The 16,563-nt window shown below is 72.4% G+C and carries 17 protein-coding genes; 5 read left to right on the top strand and 12 right to left on the bottom strand.

Annotation, left to right across the window (positions count from 1 at the left end):
- The 3 genes from ABTW95_RS07460 to ABTW95_RS07450 all read right to left on the bottom strand — a co-directional run bounded on the left by ABTW95_RS07460 (position 1) and on the right by ABTW95_RS07450 (position 2,540).
- Positions 1–897 (bottom strand): NAD(P)-dependent oxidoreductase, encoded by an 897-nt coding sequence (locus ABTW95_RS07460; protein ID WP_500225509.1) that lies wholly within the window; start codon positions 895–897, stop codon positions 1–3.
- A gap of 77 nt (positions 898–974) precedes the next feature.
- Positions 975–2,033 (bottom strand): phosphotransferase enzyme family protein, encoded by a 1,059-nt coding sequence (locus tag ABTW95_RS07455; protein ID WP_396447871.1) that lies wholly within the window; start codon positions 2,031–2,033, stop codon positions 975–977.
- 105 nt (positions 2,034–2,138) lie between these two features.
- A complete protein-coding gene (locus ABTW95_RS07450; protein WP_396447872.1) occupies positions 2,139–2,540 on the bottom strand; it encodes a nitroreductase family deazaflavin-dependent oxidoreductase in 402 nt (133 codons plus the stop codon).
- Between the two features lie 139 nt (positions 2,541–2,679).
- On the opposite strand from ABTW95_RS07450, the gene paaI reads away from it, so the two are divergent.
- Positions 2,680–3,120, top strand: a complete 441-nt coding sequence (paaI, locus tag ABTW95_RS07445) for a hydroxyphenylacetyl-CoA thioesterase PaaI (protein ID WP_396447873.1) — start codon at positions 2,680–2,682, stop codon at positions 3,118–3,120.
- A 6-nt stretch (positions 3,121–3,126) separates the two neighbouring features.
- Here paaI and ABTW95_RS07440 read toward each other — a convergent pair whose 3' ends face one another.
- Complete coding sequence (locus ABTW95_RS07440; protein ID WP_396447874.1) at positions 3,127–4,032, bottom strand: Sco1979 family transcriptional regulator; 906 nt, start codon at positions 4,030–4,032, stop codon at positions 3,127–3,129.
- Positions 4,033–4,561: 529 nt separating this feature from the next.
- Between ABTW95_RS07440 and ABTW95_RS07435 the strand changes: the two genes are divergently transcribed.
- Positions 4,562–4,870, top strand: coding sequence for a hypothetical protein (locus ABTW95_RS07435; protein ID WP_396447876.1), 309 nt, complete (start codon positions 4,562–4,564; stop codon positions 4,868–4,870).
- A 171-nt stretch (positions 4,871–5,041) separates the two neighbouring features.
- Here the strand turns inward: ABTW95_RS07435 and ABTW95_RS07430 are convergent, their stop codons facing one another.
- From ABTW95_RS07430 to ABTW95_RS07420, 3 genes are read right to left on the bottom strand one after another with little or no spacing between them, the layout of a single operon-like run.
- On the bottom strand, positions 5,042–5,821 hold the full coding sequence (locus ABTW95_RS07430; RefSeq protein ID WP_396447877.1) for an ABC transporter permease: 780 nt from the start codon (positions 5,819–5,821) through the stop codon (positions 5,042–5,044).
- Positions 5,821–6,693, bottom strand: coding sequence for an ABC transporter permease (locus ABTW95_RS07425; protein ID WP_396447878.1), 873 nt, complete (start codon positions 6,691–6,693; stop codon positions 5,821–5,823). Before ABTW95_RS07425 ends, ABTW95_RS07430 begins: the two co-directional genes overlap by 1 nt.
- Positions 6,690–7,595: a DUF8746 domain-containing protein gene (locus ABTW95_RS07420; RefSeq protein ID WP_396447879.1), complete on the bottom strand. Its 906-nt coding sequence runs from the start codon at positions 7,593–7,595 to the stop codon at positions 6,690–6,692. The genes ABTW95_RS07425 and ABTW95_RS07420 overlap by 4 nt, the downstream gene beginning before the upstream one ends.
- Positions 7,596–7,751: 156 nt before the next feature.
- Here ABTW95_RS07420 and ABTW95_RS07415 point away from each other — a divergent pair, with 156 nt between their 5' ends.
- On the top strand, positions 7,752–8,882 hold the full coding sequence (locus ABTW95_RS07415) for a sensor histidine kinase (RefSeq protein ID WP_396447881.1): 1,131 nt from the start codon (positions 7,752–7,754) through the stop codon (positions 8,880–8,882).
- Positions 8,883–8,890: 8 nt separating this feature from the next.
- Positions 8,891–9,547 carry a response regulator gene (locus ABTW95_RS07410; protein WP_500225507.1) on the top strand — a complete coding sequence of 219 codons (657 nt, stop codon included), beginning with the start codon at positions 8,891–8,893 and terminating at the stop codon, positions 9,545–9,547.
- 154 nt (positions 9,548–9,701) lie between these two features.
- On the opposite strand, the gene ABTW95_RS07405 is transcribed toward ABTW95_RS07410, so the two are convergent.
- The gene (locus ABTW95_RS07405) at positions 9,702–10,610 is read right to left on the bottom strand and encodes a TIGR03620 family F420-dependent LLM class oxidoreductase (protein WP_500225667.1); all 909 of its coding nucleotides are present in this window, start codon (positions 10,608–10,610) and stop codon (positions 9,702–9,704) included.
- A gap of 109 nt (positions 10,611–10,719) precedes the next feature.
- Between ABTW95_RS07405 and ABTW95_RS07400 the strand changes: the two genes are divergently transcribed.
- Entirely contained in the window at positions 10,720–11,433 is a 714-nt protein-coding gene (locus ABTW95_RS07400; protein ID WP_396447884.1) for a TetR/AcrR family transcriptional regulator, read from the top strand.
- Positions 11,434–11,494: 61 nt separating this feature from the next.
- On the opposite strand, the gene ABTW95_RS07395 is transcribed toward ABTW95_RS07400, so the two are convergent.
- From ABTW95_RS07395 to ABTW95_RS07380, 4 genes are all read right to left on the bottom strand, one after another.
- Positions 11,495–12,145 carry a hypothetical protein gene (locus ABTW95_RS07395; RefSeq protein ID WP_500225505.1) on the bottom strand — a complete coding sequence of 217 codons (651 nt, stop codon included), beginning with the start codon at positions 12,143–12,145 and terminating at the stop codon, positions 11,495–11,497.
- Positions 12,146–12,578: 433 nt separating this feature from the next.
- On the bottom strand, positions 12,579–13,484 hold the full coding sequence (locus tag ABTW95_RS07390) for a hypothetical protein (RefSeq protein ID WP_396447886.1): 906 nt from the start codon (positions 13,482–13,484) through the stop codon (positions 12,579–12,581).
- Positions 13,485–13,705: 221 nt separating this feature from the next.
- Positions 13,706–14,989 carry a citrate synthase gene (locus ABTW95_RS07385; protein ID WP_396447888.1) on the bottom strand — a complete coding sequence of 428 codons (1,284 nt, stop codon included), beginning with the start codon at positions 14,987–14,989 and terminating at the stop codon, positions 13,706–13,708.
- 668 nt (positions 14,990–15,657) lie between these two features.
- Entirely contained in the window at positions 15,658–16,533 is an 876-nt protein-coding gene (locus tag ABTW95_RS07380) for a serine/threonine-protein kinase (protein ID WP_500225503.1), read from the bottom strand.
- Positions 16,534–16,563: the final 30 nt, after the last annotated feature.

Genomic DNA, 16,563 nt, shown 5'->3' with positions numbered 1-16,563 from the left:
TCAGGCGGGGAAGCTCGCGCGGTAGGTGGCGGCCATGTCCTCGTCCCCGTGGCCCTGCTCGATGACGCGGCGGAAGCGCTCGCCGGCCGCGTCGTTGAGGTCCACGCGGATCTTGGCGGACTCCGCCGCCTCGTGGATGAGCCGGGTGTTCGTCTCGGCGTTGCGGACGGCGAAGCTCGGCTCGAAGTCGCCCTCGACCATGGCCTTCATCTTCGCCTGCAGGTAGGGGCTGTCGAGCGGGCCGCCGCTGAGGACCTCGCCGAGCAGCGACGGGTCGAGCCCGAGGCCCTTCGCCAGCGCGACCGACTCGGCGACCGCCGAGGTCAGCGAGATGGCGTAACTGACGGCGGCCAGCTTCAGCCGGGTGCCCGCGCCGCCGGCGCCGTTCTCGTCCAGCCAGAGCGTCCGGGCGCCGACGGTGTCGAAGACCGGGGCGAGCGCGGTCCGCGCGTCCTGCGGCCCGGCGGCCAGCACCAGCAGCTTCCCCTGCTCGGCGGGCTGCTTCGTGCCCTGGACGGGGGCGTCGACGAACGTCAGCCCGCGCTCGGCCGCGAAGGCGGCGAGCCGCCCGAGGGACGCGAGGCCGACCGTGCCCATCTGCGCCCAGATCTGCCCCTGGCGCAGCCCCGGCGCCGCCTCGGTCATGACGGCGAGCGCGGTCTCGCCGTCCTTGAGGACGGTGATGACCACGTCGGCGCTCTCGACGGCCTCGGCGGGCGAGCCCGCCACCTCGGCCCCGTCGGCGGACAGCGGCTCCGCCCGCGCCGCCGTGCGGTTCCACGCGGTGACGCGGTGGCCGTTGCGGAGCAGGTTCCGGGCCATCGCCGCGCCCATGATCCCGGTGCCGAGCATCGCGACGTGCGTCATGTCAGGCTCCTTTTGGACTGTCCGGTTCATAATCGTGCGGAGCCAGCCTCGCACAAGGCCGCGCCCCGCGCATCCCGGATACCCCTACCCACCGGCCGCCCGGCCGGTCAGCCGTAGGCGTGGCCGTCGTCCGGCGCGTCGGCGTACACGTCCGTGTACGGCGCGGCGAACGCGTCGAGGGTGCGGTCGAGCTGCGCCGACCACCACGCCACCAGGGACGCCTGGCCGCGCCCGCCGGCGCCGTCCTCGCCCAGGTAGCGGTGCCGCAGCGGAGCGACGTCGCAGAGCCGCTCCCACCACTCCCGGTGCACGGCCGCCTGGATCTGCCCGGCGTCCAGCGGGTACGCCGAGCGGTGCCCCCGCACGAACGCCTGCACCCGGTCGAGGTCGAGGCCGCGCTCGTCGCCGTGGGCGAACAGCCGCGCGGCCGCCCGGACCACCTCGCCGGCGACCGGGCCCGTCGTCAGCGCGCCCCAGCCGAGGACGGCGGTGACGTTGCCCGACCCTCCGTAGCGCAGGTGCCCGGCGTGGAACGACCCGTGCAGGTGCCCGACCGTGCTGACCTCGATGTCGGGCGGCTGGTGCCCGGCGAACTCGGCGAGCAGGTCGCGGCGCTCGCGCAGCCGGCGCGCGGTCAGCGCGTCGAAGTCGGTTCCGCCGCCGTCGCCCGGGACGTCGCGCAGCATCTCCTCGACGGCGGCGGCCGCGTCGGCGGCGCGCGGCGTCGGCACGAGCATGCTCTGCTGGACGGGCGCCGTCAGCTCGTCCAGCGCCGCGTGCAGCCGCCCGAGCAGCGCGCCGAGCGCCTCGCAGCCGCCGAACGTCAGCTCCAGCCCGCCGCGCCCGCGGCCGCCGACCCACGGGTACAGGACGTAGCCGCGCCCGGCGGCGGTCACCAGCGTCCGGCCGGCGCGCGCGGGCAGCGGCGCGAGGACCGGCAGCCCGGCCGCGTCCAGCGCGGCGGTGACGGTGTGCTGGAAGAGCAGGCGGCGCCGGTCGGGCGCGGCGTACTCGCGGAGGAAGAACGCCCCCTCGGCGGTGTCGACGCGCCAGCACCGGCGGCCGGGCCCCGCGGGGAGCGGGACCGCCGCGTCCGGCGGCCCGATGTCCCAGCGCCGCAGCAGCCGCGGCGGCGGGTCGGTGTCGGCGGTCTGGGGCGTGGGCACCTCGGCACCTCGGCTGCGTCGGGCGGACGGCGGTCGAATGGATGTTCTACGACGACGCTACACGCCCCGCCCGCACCGCGGAAGGGAACCCGCGCGGACGGCGGCTCAGACGCGCTCCAGCACCACCACGGGTATGTCGCGGGTCGTCTTCTCCTGGTACTCGTCGTAGGCCGGCCAGGCCGCCGTCATCTTCCGCCACAGCGCCGGCTTCTCCTCGGGGGTCGCGGTGCGCGCCCGGGCGGTGAACTTGTCGCCCTTCACCTGCACCTTCACCTCCGGGTTCGCCTCCAGGTTCAGGTACCAGTCCGGCGGCTCGTCCGCGCCGCCCTTCGACGCGACGACGAGGTAGGCGTCGCCCTCGGTCTGGTAGATGAGCGGCGTCGTGTACTCCTTGCCGGACTTCCGCCCGGTCGTGGTGAGCAGCAGCGTCACCGTGCCCTGCCACTCGTGGCCCTCCTCGCCGTCGGTCTCCTGGTAGCGCCGGACGTGTTCCTTGCCGAACAGCATCGGATCCTCCTTGTTCCGTTCCGGTTCCGGCCGCCCGCGCGGCCACCCCGTGTCAACCTCCGGACGCACGATCACCTTCCCAGGGGTGCGGCTCTCAAGCCCTGACCTGCGTCCGCGCGGGGGTCACTACGCTGGCCCGGTGGACGACGCGGCGGAAGTGGCGCGGCGATGCGCCGAGACGATGTACGCACGGGACAAGGTCGCGCAGGACCTCGCGATGGAGATCGTCGAGGTCGCCCCGGGCCGGGCGCGGCTGCGCATGGCGGTCGCCGAGACCATGGTGAACGGCTTCGGCATCGCGCACGGCGGCTACGTGTTCCTGCTCGCCGACTCCGCGTTCGCGTACGCGTGCAACACCCATGACGACGTGACGGTCGCCGCGTCCGCCGACGTGGTGTTCGTGGCGAGCGCGCGCGCCGGGGACGTCCTGGAGGCGGTCGCGGCCGAACGCGTCCGCTACGGCCGCAGCGGGATCTACGACGTGACGGTGCGGCGCGTCCCGGACGGCGGCGTCATCGCCGAGTTCCGGGGCGGGAGCCGCAGCCGGAACCGGCCGGTCATCGGCGGCGAAGCGCCCTGATCCGGGTCAGAGCTCCTTCAGGATGCCGTTGAGGAACCGGGCGGTGTCGTCGGGGCGCGCGGCCGTGATGCACAGGTTGTTCATCGCGCGCATGTAGGTGTCGACGTCCGTGGGCTTGTCGAGGTAGAGCGCGCTGGTGAGCTGCTCCAGGTACACCACGTCCGACAGGCCGGGCTCGGCGAACCGCAGGATCGTGAACGGGCCGCCGGCCGCCGCGTGCCCGCCCGCGCCGAACGGCACGATCTGCAGCGTCACGTGGGACAGCTCCGACATCTCGATCAAATGCTCGATCTGGGCGCGCATCACCGCGCGGCCGCCGAGCGGGCGGCGCACCACCGCCTCGTCCAGCACGGCCCACAGCGTGGGCGCGTCGGGAGAGGTGAACCGCGCCTGCCGCATCGTGCGGATCTGGACGCGCCGCTCGACCTCCTCCTCCGAGGCGTCGGAGTAGCCGAGCCGGACGACGGCGCGGGCGTAGTCCTCGGTCTGCATCAGCCCGGGGACGAACTGCAGCTCGTAGGAGCGCAGCAGGGAGGCGGCCTCCTCCAGGCCCAGGTACACCTCGAACCAGCTCGGCAGGATGTCGCCGTACTGGTGCCACCAGCCCGGGTTGTTGGCCTCCTTGGCGAGCCGCAGCAGCGGCGCCCGCTCGGCCGGGTCCGTCACGCCGTAGAGGGTGAGCAGGTCGGCGACGTCGCGCTCCTTGAAGCCGACCCGGCCCAGCTCCATCCGGCTGATCTTCGAATGGGAACCGCGGATCTCGTAGCCCGCCTGCTCGGTGGAGATCCCGCGCTCCTCCCGCAGCCGGCGCAGCTGCGCGCCGAGCAGAATGCGCAGGACCGTGGGGCCGCCGCGGCGCGGATAATCGATCAGCCGACCGGCCGGATCGTCTTCGGCCGGAGGTGTGGGCACAGCTGAATCCTGGGACAAGGGGTCACCAGCCAGTCGACGGAGTCTACGCACAGGCGGAACGGCACCGCCCTATGTTAGTGGATGCGGACGGGTTTTCGGGAGGTATGAAAAACGCGTTCCCGAGAGGGGTTGTCCGCCTCCGCGCCGCCCTGCCGGACGCCGGACCGGTCCCGTGACCAGTGCTGTCGGTGGCGGTGCGGCTGCAGAACGTGGCACCGGCGCGGCGGCTGAGTCGGCCAGGGCATCATTTCACATCCGGCGGCGCCGCCGCGGGCATACCAATTGACCGCCGTTCTCCGGCAATGCGTGCGGCCAATCCTGACCGGCCATTCCCGGATCGGTCGTATGACGCGTGAAGGTCGCCCGTCACGCATTTTGGTGAGTTTTCGCGGGCCGCTCCGGGCGTGACGAAGCTCTCGTCCCCGGCGGGCAAGATCTCGAACCGCCCGGACGTTCTCCTGTCAGAGGGGCGGTCACGGCCGCCGCTCCGCAGGGAGCCGAACACCCCCGTGCATCTGGGAGAGAGCCAATGAACGCGACCCGTGAGAGACCGGAGATCCGGTTCCTGACCTCGGGCGATGTCTCGGCGCACGAGCGCGCCGCGGCGGAGCGCGCCGTCCGCGAGGCGCTGGCGGACGCCCACGGCGTCACGTCCGTCCAGGTCACGCTGAGCGTCGTCAACGACCCGTCGCTGCCGCGCCCGGCGCTGGCCCAGGCCGTCGCCGACCTCGGCGGCCGCCGCGTCCGCGCCCAGGCCGCCGCGCCCCGCATCGACGAGGCCACCGACATGCTCCGCGAGCGCCTCGCCCTCCGGGCGACCTCGCTCCAGGCGGGCTGAACCAGGCGATCCAGTCGCGCCTCACCGCCCGGCCGCGTCCGCCGGGGACGCCGAGCCGCGCGAGGACGAAGGAACGGCGGAGCCCCACACCGGGGCGCCGCCGTTCATGCGTTCCGTAGGCCGTGCGTCAAGCCCCGCCCGACCGCCGTGAGCGGGTGGGCCTTCGGGGTTTCAGGCGTCGCGGCTGTGCAGGGCGAGTGCGGCGAGGCCGAGCGGGACCAGCGCGTACGCCGCCAGCACGGCCGCCGCCGCGGCGGGGGAGAGGAGATCGCCGTACACGGAGTTCTCCGCGCTGAGCCCCGCCATCTGCCTGGGGAGTCCGCCGAGCATCACCGAACCGGCGCGCTCGTTCCACGGTCCCGGCAGGTGGTAGACGAGCAGCGGCAGGACGTGCCACACGAACACGACCGACACGACCGATCCCGCCGTCGAGCGCAGCAGGACGCCGAACGCCAGGCCGAGCAGGCCGAACACCGGCACGACCGTCCCGGCGAGCGCGAAACCCGGGAGATCGTGTGCGATGGACGCCTGCTGGTCGGGGAAGGGGCGGTCGCCGGCGATGAGCCGCGTCCCCAGGAACGATCCGACGGTCACCGCCTCGCCCGCGGCCAGCGCGACCGCGCCGATCACCGCGGCCTTGGCCGCGAGCAGCTTCCGGCGCCCGGGGACCGCGATGAGGCTTGTGCGGATCATGCCCGTCCGGTACTCGGACGTGATCGACAGCACGCCGAGGATCCCGAAGCACAGTGACGCCGCCCAGCCGCCGAGTTCCTGCAGGGGCCGCAGCAGGAGATCGTCTCGGCGTTCCGCCGGCAGGCCGTCCCAGACGTGGGCCATCTGGAATGCCAAGAGCAGGACGAACCCGGTGAACGCGGCCGTCACCCCGAGCACGGCATAGGTCGAGCGGACCGAACGCAGCTTCCACCACTCCGCCGCGAGCACGTCGCCCATCACGCGTCCCTGCGCGCGAACACGTACCCGCCGGCGCCCAGCGCGGCCACCGCGTACGCCGCCAGGACCGCCGCCGCGACCGCGGGCGGCAGCACGCCGTGATCGCCGGACGAGCCGGGCGGCCCCGCGATCTGGTTCGACAGGTTGCCGGGCAGCATCGACCAGATCCGCTCGTCCCACGGGGACGGCAGCAGCCGGGCGAGCGCCGGCAGCACGAACAGCATCCCCATGCCCGAGGTGACCGCCGCCGCGGTCGAGCGCATCACGGCGCCCAGCCCCACCGAGATGAGCGTGATCGCGGCCGTCGTCAACCCGAGCCACAACAGGTGGACCGCGACCTCGGCCGCCGGCGCCTGGAACGTCGCCACCGGCCTGTCGCCGACGATCACCCTCCCCGCGGCGCTCGCGGCGGCCAGCGCCACGAGAGCCGCCGCGCACATCGCGGCCGCCGCCACGCCCGCCTTCGCCAGGAACACCGTGACCCGGCGCGGCATCGCGGCCAGCGTCGTGCGGATCATCCCGGACGAGTACTCGGACGTCACGGCCAGCGCCCCGAGCACGACCGCGCACACGGGCAGCGAGACGGCCAGCGGCTGCCCCGGGGGCGCCACCGCGGTCGTCTCCCGCTGCGCGGCCGCCAGCCCGTCCCAGTAGCGGGCCACGTACCACGACCAGACCCAGCTGAGCAGCGTGAACCCCGCGACCACGCCGAGCACCGCACCCGTCGACCGGACAGTCCGCAGCTTGTCCCACTCCGCCAGGACCACGTCCCCCAGACCGCCGCCGTTCGCCGCCCCGCCGGTCGCGCGGTCGTCGGCCGGGCCTCGGGCGGGCCGGCGGGAGGCGGCGGCCGCGCCGCCGTGCCGGGTCATTTGAGCACCGCGCTGTACTCGGCGCTGTCGGCGGTGAGTTCCATGTACGCCTCCTCCAGGGACGCGCTGTGCGGTGTCACTTCGTGCAGGGGGATGCCGTGCGCGGCGGCCGCGTCGCCGACGGCCGCGACGTCCAGCCCGGTCACCGTGAGGGCGCCGCGCGGCGCGGACTCGACGCGCGCCCCGGCGGCGGCGAGCACGGCGGTCAGCTCCGCCGCCCGGGGCGAGCGGACCCGGACGCCGCGCTGGAAGCGGTCCGCCAGCTCGCGCACCGAGGTGTCGGCGACCAGGCGGCCGCGCCCGATGATGACCAGCCGGTCGGCCGTCAGCTCCATCTCGCTCATCAGGTGACTGGAGATCAGCACCGTCCGGCCCTCCGCGGCGAGCGACCGCATCAGCTCCCGGATCCAGCGGACGCCGTCCGGGTCCAGGCCGTTCACCGGCTCGTCGAACATGAGCACCCCGGGGTCGCCGAGCAGCGCCGCGGCGATCCCGAGCCGCTGCCGCATGCCCAGCGAGAACCCGCCGACCCGCTTGCGCGCCACGCCGGCGAGACCGACCTGCTCCAGGACCTCCGCGACCCGGCGCGTGCCGATCCCGTTGCTGCGCGCCAGCCACCCGAGATGGTCGAACGCCCGGCGCCCGCCGTGCACGGCGCCCGCGTCCAGCAGCGCCCCGACCTCCCGCATCGGCCGCCGCAGCGCCGTGTACCGGCCCCCGTTGACCAGCGCCTCGCCGGACGTCGCCCCGTCCAGCCCCAGCAGGACGCGCATCGTCGTCGACTTGCCCGCGCCGTTCGGACCCAGGAACCCGGTCACGGTCCCCGGCCGCACCACGAAGGACAGCCGGTCGACCGCGGTCGTCCCGCCGTAGCGCTTGGTCAGCTCGCGTACTTCGATCATGCGTCGACGCTCCTACGGGACCCGCGCGCCGCACATCGGAACACGGGCGGGACCTTCGCCTCCGACCGTGCTCGGAGGCGCCCGCCCGGCTCCGACCCCGGTATGACGGCCGGTGGTACGAGGCGACGCGTCCGCGGGTGCCGGTACCGTCGTGACGTGGACGAACCCGAGCTGCGCTCCCCGTTCTTCATGCGGCTCAGCCGGCGCGCCCTCATCGGACTGGACGCCGCGGTCGCGGTCATCGGCACGCTCGCGCTGGTGACGCTGCCCGCCGCCCCGGGGGTCTCCGCGCTCGCCGTCGTCCCGCTCGCCGCCGCGACCGGTCTTCCGCTGGCGGTGCGGCGGCTGTGGCCGGTGCCCGTCTTCACCGCCGTGCTGGCCGCCTCGACCGCGTCCCTCGTCCTCGGCCTGCCCTGGGACTCCTACGCCGCCGCGGCGTTCGCCCTCTACCCGGTCGCCCTCACCCGGCGCCGCCGCCGCTGGATCCCCACGCCGCTGATCGGCGTCGTCAGCGCCGTCCTCATCCTCGGCGGCGCCATCGTCGGGCCCGCCGACTGGCACGCCGAAGCCGCCGGCGAGGTGCTGCTCGGCCTCGCCGTCCTCGGCGCGTCCTGGACGCTCGGCCGCGCCGTCCGGGAGCGCCGCGCGCAGGCCGCGCACTCCGCCCGCCGGCTCGCTGACCAGGCCGTCTCGGACGAGCGGCTCCGCATCGCCCGCGAACTCCACGACGTCGTCGCGCACAGCATGAGCCTGATCGCCGTCAAGGCGGGCGTCGCCGTCCACGTCGCCGCGGCCCGCCCGGACGAGGCCCTCGACGCCCTCCGCGTCATCGAGGCCACGAGCCGCAGCTCCCTCTCCGAGATGCGCCACCTCCTCGGCGTCCTGCGCACCGACGCCGACCTCGGCCCGGCCCCCGGCCTCGCCGACCTCGCCGACCTCGCGGAACGCGCCGCCATGGCGGGCGTGCACGTCGACCTGGAGGTGGACGCCCCGAACCTCCCGGAAGGCGTCGCGCTCTCCGTGTACCGCATCGTCCAGGAGGCGGTCACCAACGTCGTCAAGCACGCCGCGCCCGCCCGCTGCCGCGTCCGCGTCCGGGCCGACGGACAGCGCGTGCGCATCGACGTCACCGACGACGGCCCGGGTGCCCGCGTCCTGCCGGGCGGCGACGGGCACGGGCTCATCGGCATGCGCGAACGCGTCATGATGTACGGCGGCGACTTCACCGCCGGCCCGCGCCCGTCCGGCGGCTTCGCCGTATCGGCCGACTTCCCGTACGAACCCTAGGAACCCCGTTGGATCTGCGCGTCCTCGTCGCCGACGACCAGGCTCTGCTGCGCGGCAGCTTCCGCGTGCTCATCGACACCGCGCCCGGCCTCCGCACCGTCGGCGAGGCCGGCACGGGCGCCGAAGCCGTCGCGCTGGCCGGGAGCGAACGCCCCGACGTCGTCCTCATGGACGTCCGCATGCCCGAGATGGACGGCATCGAGGCGACCCGGCGGATCTGCTCCGAGCTGCCGGACGTCCGCGTCCTCATCCTCACGACGTTCGACCTCGACTCCTACGTGTACGCGGCGCTCAAGGCCGGGGCGAGCGGCTTCCTGCTCAAGGACACCCCGCCGGCGGACCTGCTCTCCGCCATCAAATCCGTCGCGGCCGGGGACGCCCTCCTCGCGCCCACGGTGACCCGCCGCCTGATCGCCGAGTTCGTCCGCCGCCCGGCCCCCGTCCAGCCCCCGCCCGCCGCCCTGGACGCCCTGACCGACCGGGAACGCGAGGTCCTCACCCTCATCGCGCGCGGCCTCTCCAACGCCGAACTGGCCGACCACCTGCACCTCAGCCCCGCCACGGTGAAGACCCACATCGGCCACCTGCTCTCCAAACTCCAAGCCCGCGACAGAGCCCAGCTGGTGATAGCCGCCTACGAAACCCGCCTGGTACAACCCAGCTGACCCACACCCGCCTGAGCCCGCAGGCGACGGCCCCCTAGCGCGATCCGCCACGGGCCGCCAGCCTTGATCGGCTCCGAACTCTCCACGCGCCGGCCAACCCCGGCGCGCCCGAGACGGCAGGCCCCAACGCCTCGCGGAGCCCGACCATCGACACCTACCGCCGGGATGGCTGTTCGGCGCGTTGTGCCGGGAGTGCGGAGGCGAGTCGTTCAAGAAGGTCGGCGCACGCTGCCAGGTCCGGTGTGAAGACGGCGAGGGCCACATGGTCGGCCCCGGCGTCCAGGTGGTCCTGGACCCTCTTGCCGATCGCGGTCTCGTCGCCCCAGTTGAAGCATGCGTCGATGACCTCGTCCGAGCCGCCGTCGGTCAGCGCCTCGTCCGGGTAGCCCAGTTCTTTCAGTGAGCGGACGTAGGGGGAGCCGGGGAGGGAGAGCAGTTGCGCCTGCCTCGCGACGGCGCGGGCCTTCTCTGGATCGGCCTCAAGGATCGCGGTCTGCACGACGACCACGAGTTTGTCCGGGCCCAGGCGTTCTCTGACCGCCCTGGTGTGCTCGACGGGCATCGCCGCGGGCAGTGCGCCGTCCGCGCGGTCGCGCGCCAGACCCTGCATCTTCGGGCCGAGCGCGGCCAGCAGCCGCGGGAACGGCACCTCGGGGACCGGCGCCGCGCCGGCCGCCGCGTCCATTCCGTCGAGGTATTCGCGCATCCGGTTCAGCGGACTCGTCCACTTCTGCCCGCTCGCCTCGACGCTCGCGGGCATGCTCACCCCCACACCCAGCGCGAGCCGGCCGGGATAGGCGTCCGCCAGAACCGACGCCGCCCCTTGCATCGACGCGGGATGCCTGGCCCAGAGGTTCGCGACGGCCGATCCGAGGACGGCGCGCTCCGTCGCCGCGAGCAGCACGCCCAGCTGCGCGAAGACCTCGCGACCGCCGATGGCCTCGTTCACCCAGATCGAGCCGTATCCCGCTTCCTCGACGCGCCGGGCCGCACGCCGCCATTCGTCCGCGGGCGCCACCGGTGTCGTGAGCACGGCACCGACCCTGCCCAGCCTTCCGCGCATCTCCTCTACCGCCGCGACCGCCATCGGCCCTCCTATAATCGGAACGTACAACCCGCTTAGAACGGTACCGGAACGACCGCCCCGTTTGTCAACGCAGCAGGAGGCCCGTGTGAGCAACGCGCCCCGGCGCGCGGACGCGCGCAGGAACCGCGAGCGCATCCTCCAGGCCGCGTTCGAGGCGTTCGCCGCCGACGGCCGCCTCGTCCCGCTCGACGACATCGCCCGGCGCGCCGGAGTGGGAGCCGGCACGGTGTACCGGAACTTCCCCACCAAAGAGGCGCTGTTCCGGGCCGTCGTCACCACTCGCATCGAACAGATCGTGGAGGACGCCGAGGCCCTGCGGGACGCGGACGACCCGGCCGGGGCCTTCTACGGTTTCTTCGCCCGGGTCGTCGAGCGGGCCATGTACAACCACGCGCTCTGCGACGCTCTGGCAGACGACCTGAGCGGCTTCGACACCTGCGGGGTGGACGACCGGTTCACAGCGGGTCTCGGCGTCCTGCTGCGGAGGGCGCAGGCCGCGGGCGCGGTCCGCTCCGACGTGGACGTGCAGGACGTCCGCGCCCTCATGGTCGGCGCCATGCACATGGAGCGCGCGCACCGGCGGGAAGGGCGCCGCGGCCGTATGACGCTCCTTGCCTCCGACGCACTCCGTCCCACGACGAAACGAAACGAAACTCTCGACCCTCGTAACGGAACACGCTGCGAGATCTGCGGGAACCCGATCACCCCGGCGCCGACCGGCCGTCCGGCCCGCTACTGCAGCGCGTCCTGCCGCCAGAAGGCCCACCGCCGCAAGCAGGCGGCCGCGAAATCCGGTTGAGCGGCCCCTTCCCCCTGCGACGGCCTGGCCGCTGGGCGGGGTCGGGCGGCGGTGCCCCAGGTCACCGCTGGAGGCGGAGGATGAGTCGCCTGCTGAACGTGCCTCGCTCCTCCGCCTTGGCGGAACGTCGGCGCTCTAGGTCCGCGGGGCTCATGCCGTGGGCCGCTGCGAGAGCGTGGACGACTTCGAGGAGGTCGGCGAGTTCATCCGGGTCGCCGCTCGCGATGTACTCGCCGGCTTCCTCGACGAGCTTGGCGCGCAGCCGCCCGACATGCTCGTCGGCGTCGGCGACGCGCGTTTCGGGCCGCCCGCCCGCCGCCCGGATGATCTCGGGGATCCTGTCTCGGACCAGCTTTTCGGCCTGGCCGCCATCCTTGGCGGGATGGACGGTGGTGCCGTGCCGCCGGTCCAAGGACTGGACCCAGTGGACGGCGACCGCAGCCGTCTGCACCAGCTCGCCGCGGAGAGCGGCGGGGTCCGATTCGGCGAGGGCTTCGAAGAACTCCTCGGCAAGAATGTGCCTCCACGTCAGTTCGCCCCGCTGCACGGCGGCGGCGCATTCCCGTTTGGCCTCGTCCGCGGCCTCGGCGAAGGCGGGTCCGCTTCCGTCGGGGAATTCCTGCGCTCCCCACATGCGATCTTGGGCCTCGCGTTCGGCTCTGACATCCGCGAGCACTCTCGCGAGCGACCCGGGCGCTTCGACGTCCTCCATGCCGCACGACGTTAGCGACCCCGCGCGGGTCCGGTGACGCTGCTCAGGGGGTGCCCTCGACAGTAAGACGCTGAACTTGACGCCCCGGTCCTCGCTCTGTACGCAGGCGGGGAACTCGCGACGGCATGGCGCGCTGTCCTAGTGAGCATGTCACTCCGGCCTGTGAGGTGGAGACGCTGAGAGGGTATGGCGCTTTGTTCTGGTGAGCACGTCACTCCGGCCTGTGAGGTGGAGACGCTGAGAGGGTATGGCGCTTTGTTCTGGTGAGCACGTCACTCCGGCCTGTGAGGTGGAGACGCTGAGACGGCATGGCGCTTTGTTCTGGTGAGCACGTCACCCCGGTCTGCGCCGTGGAGATGCTGAATGGTGGGCGAGCCGTGGGGGTCCCCGGCTGCGGCTGCGGGTCTGCGGTGAGGGACGAAGGGCTTCGTGCTCAGCCCGGTGGGGTGGCGCGGTCGGGTTCGCAGGTGAGGAGTTCGTGCAGGACGGGCGGGAGTTCGTCCCAAAGCCATTCGTTCAACGTGCCCGGAAAGGACGCCGGGGCGCGGATGCCGAGGCGGCCGGGCGTGACTTCGGCCAGCCGGACACCGATGGGGCCGTCGTCCCACATGGGGTCTCGGTTGCCCCAGAACGTGGAGAAGTCGGCGCTCGTCAGCATCAGCTCGCCGGGCAGCACGTGCTCGCCGGGGTGCCTGCCGAGGGGCAGCAGGCGTTGCGCGGTCGTGCGGAGTATGTTGAGCGCCGCCAGGTCGTGCGGGCACGCCACGTCCGTGATCTCCAGCTCGGGGAGGCCGAAGCGGCGGAGCCCCCGGGTTCTGAGAGCCACGCAGTTGCAGCCGTCGATGTCGTCCTCGCCGGCCGTGCAGCGTCCCGAGTCCCGGTAGGGCGGCAGGACGGTCCCGAGCCAGTCGTCGGCGAGGACGAAGTCGTCCAACCGGTTGAGGCGAGCTGCGGGCAGGGTCCGGCCGGTGGCGAGGTCTACGAGCACCCCGCGGAGTGATTCCGCGATCGCCTTGGCGGTGGCGCGGGCCAGGTGCGGCCCGGACGGCAGGTCACCGACCGGCATGACGCATGTGACGCCGATGTGCCGCTTGGCCAGGCGGGCCCGCTCAGCGTCGTCCTCATCGGCGCCGGACACCTCGCTCAAGTCCCAGGGCGAACTGTCGGCGGGGTGGTCGGCGAACACGAGGCGCGGGGTGCCGAGGCGGCCCGCGACCGCCGCGGCCAACGGGCTGGGGAGGCGCTGCCGGATCATCGCCGCGAGGTCGCCGGGCTCCCTGTCGCTGGCGACGACGAAGCCGGCGCTCGTCTCTTCGGGAACCGTGATGGTGACGCGCAATGCAGCCTCCCCAGCTGGTGGACCGGTGTTCGCAGTCCAGCTTCGAGGAGGCCGCCGAGGACTTTCCCTAGAACGCGATTCTGGGGATAAAGGGGCCAGAGCCGCAGGTCAGAGGGGCGCGCCGACGCGGGCCTGCGCCGCCGAGTCGTCCAGGCGGACGATCCTGCGGCGCGGCCGCGACATCACCGGCGGCTGTTCGTCGAGCAGCCGCCCGGCCGCGGTCAGCGAGCCGATACGTCCACGTAGTGGCGCTCGCCCGGCCCCACGTACACCTGGCGCGGCCGTCCGATCTTCGTGGCCGGGTCGTTCATCATCTCGCGCCACTGGGCGATCCATCCGGGAAGCCGGCCGAGGGCGAACAACACGGTGAACGCGTTCGTGGGGAAGCCCATCGCCTTGTAGATGACGCCCGTGTAGAAGTCCACGTTGGGGTAGAGCTTGCGTTCGATGAAGTAGTCGTCGCTCAGCGCGACCTCTTCGAGACGCATGGCCAGGTCCAGCAGCGGGTCGGATTTGCCCAGCGCGTCCAGGACCTTGCTCGTCGCCTTCTTCACGACCGCGGCGCGCGGGTCGTAGTTGCGGTAGACGCGGTGCCCGAAGCCCATCAGCTTGACGCCGGGCTCCTTGTTCTTGACGCGAGCGACGAACGAGTCGATGTCGTCGCCGTTCTCGTGGATGCGTTCGAGCATCTCCAGGACGGCCTGGTTGGCGCCTCCGTGCAGCGGGCCGAACAGCGCGTCCACACCCGCGGACACGGAAGAGAACAGGTTCGCCTGGCTGGACCCCACGAGCCGCACGGTCGAGGTCGAACAGTTCTGCTCGTGGTCGGCGTGCAGGACGAACAGCATGTCCAGGACGCGTGCGATCTCAGGGTCGATCTCGTAGGGCTGCGTGGGCAGGCCGAACATCATGCGGAGGAAGTTCTCCACGTACCCGAGGGAGTTGTCCGGGTACAGGAGCGGCTGGCCGTTGGACGTCTTGTAGGCGTACGCCGCTATGGTGGGCAGCTTCGCGATGAGCCGGATGCTCGACTGGTCGACCTGCTCGGGATCGAACGGGTCGAGGCTGTCCTGGTAGAAGGTCGACAGGGCGCTGACCGCGGACGACAGGACGGCCATGGGGTGGGCCCGGCGCGGGAACGCGGAGAAGAACGCCCGGAACTTCTCGTCCAGCAACGTGTGGTTGCGCACTTTGTCGGTGAAGTCGGCCAACTGATCGGCCGTGGGCAACTCCCCATAGATCAGCAGATAGGCCACCTCAAGGAAGGACGACTTCTCCGCCAGTTCCTCGATGGGGTACCCGCGGTAGCGGAGGATCCCCGCCTCGCCGTCGATATAGGTGATGGCGGACGTCGTGGACGCGGTATTGGTGAAGCCGGGATCGAGCGTGACATGCCCCGTCTCCTTCAAGAGGCTGCCGACGACCAGACCTGACGGCCCCTCGGTGGCCTCCCTGACCTCCAGAGGCATCCGGCCGCCCGCGTGGTCGAGCTCGAAATCCGACATACTCGCTCACTCCCAACTGCGTCCACACCTGCGTAGACTTCCGCTCTTCATCGTATCCGCGTGATCACCCGCGCGATCCGGCCGGTCGCGTTGACGGACGCCCGGCCCGGGTGCTCCGTTGGAGTCATGGCCGACAACGGAGCCGCCGATCTCCTCGCGCGCGCACCCGCGGGGACATGGCCGCGGCGACGACCGCCAACCGCTTCGTCGACATGCTCGAAGGGGCGAGCCGCGCAGGGAGCGCCTGGTCTGGCTGGCAGGCGAGGAGTACCGGTTCGTGGGCAGCGGTCGGCGCCGTTTCGCGCTGTCGGCGGCCAGGTTTCCCGATTCGCCGTCCGGTGGGCTGTTTCTGGGGCTCGCGCAGGGCGAAGGGCGGGCGCTGGCGCTCCTCGGGGAGTTCGCGGCCGCGCTCGGGCAAAGTGAGAAGAATCTCATGGCATATGACCCGAAGCCCTTCGCGCAGGCATATCCAGCGTATCTCGCACAAAGGACGGCATTTGGGACGGCCGCCGAGGTGGCCCTGGCGATGGTGGCCGACCTGGAGTGGTCGTGTCCGGGCTGGCAGCGGGTGAAGACCCGGTCGAGATCGCCCGCGCGGCCCGCCTCCTGCGGCCTACGAGACCGCCTTCTGGGACGCGCTCGTCGAGGGCCTGCCCTGATAACCCGCTCTAGTGCTCCCGGAGCGTCGGCAACTCGGCCGTGAACTCGACCAGCGTCCGTTCGTGGACGCCGATGAGCTGCTCGACGTCGACAGGCGGCCATTCCTCGCCGTAGTGGGCGTCCAGCAGCGTGGACAAGGCGACCAGGATCTGCTCCGGTGTGGGACGTTCTCCGGGGTCCTTGACCAGACAGCGGGTCACGAGTCCGCGCATCGGGTCCGGCAACTCGGTGAGGTCGGGTTCGCCGTGCACGATGCGGCTGCGCACCTTGTGGTCGCTGCCGAAGGGAGCCGCGCCCGTCGTAGCGAACACGAGAGTCGAGCCAAGGGAGAACACGTCGCTCTCCGGGTGAACCGGGTCGCCGAGAGCCTGCTCCGGTGACATGTAGGCGGGCGTCCCCAGGATCTCCGTGCGGGACAGCGGCAGTGCGTTGAGGGGTCTCGCGATGCCGAAGTCGATGACCCTCGGCCCGTCCGAGGCGAGCAGGACGTTCGACGGCTTCAGGTCCCTGTGCACGATGCCCGCGCGATGGATCGCGATCAGCGCCTCCGCGAGCCCGGCCCCCAGCCGGCACGCTGCACGTTCGCGGAGCGGCCCCTTCTCCCGGACGACTTTGGCGAGGCTCACACCGCGGATGTACTGCGTCGCGAGCCAGGGCCGGTCCGCATCCGGGTCGGCGTCCACGACGGGTGCCGTGTAGAAGCCGCTGACCGAGCGCGCCGACGTCACCTCACGGCGGAACCTCGCGCGCCATCGGGGATCGTCCAGAAACTCCTGACGGATGACCTTCACCGCGACGAGGCGCCTGCTGGGCGACGCTCCGAGGAACACCTCGCCCATCCCACCGGTGCCGAGCCGGGCGACCACACGGTAGGGGCCGATCATCTCTGGAAGGTCTGACTGCATGGCACGGAA

The organism is Spirillospora sp. NPDC127506, assembly GCF_040302145.1.
Classification (GTDB): Bacteria; Actinomycetota; Actinomycetes; order Streptosporangiales; family Streptosporangiaceae; genus Spirillospora.
This window is presented reverse-complemented; position numbering and strand designations above follow the sequence as displayed.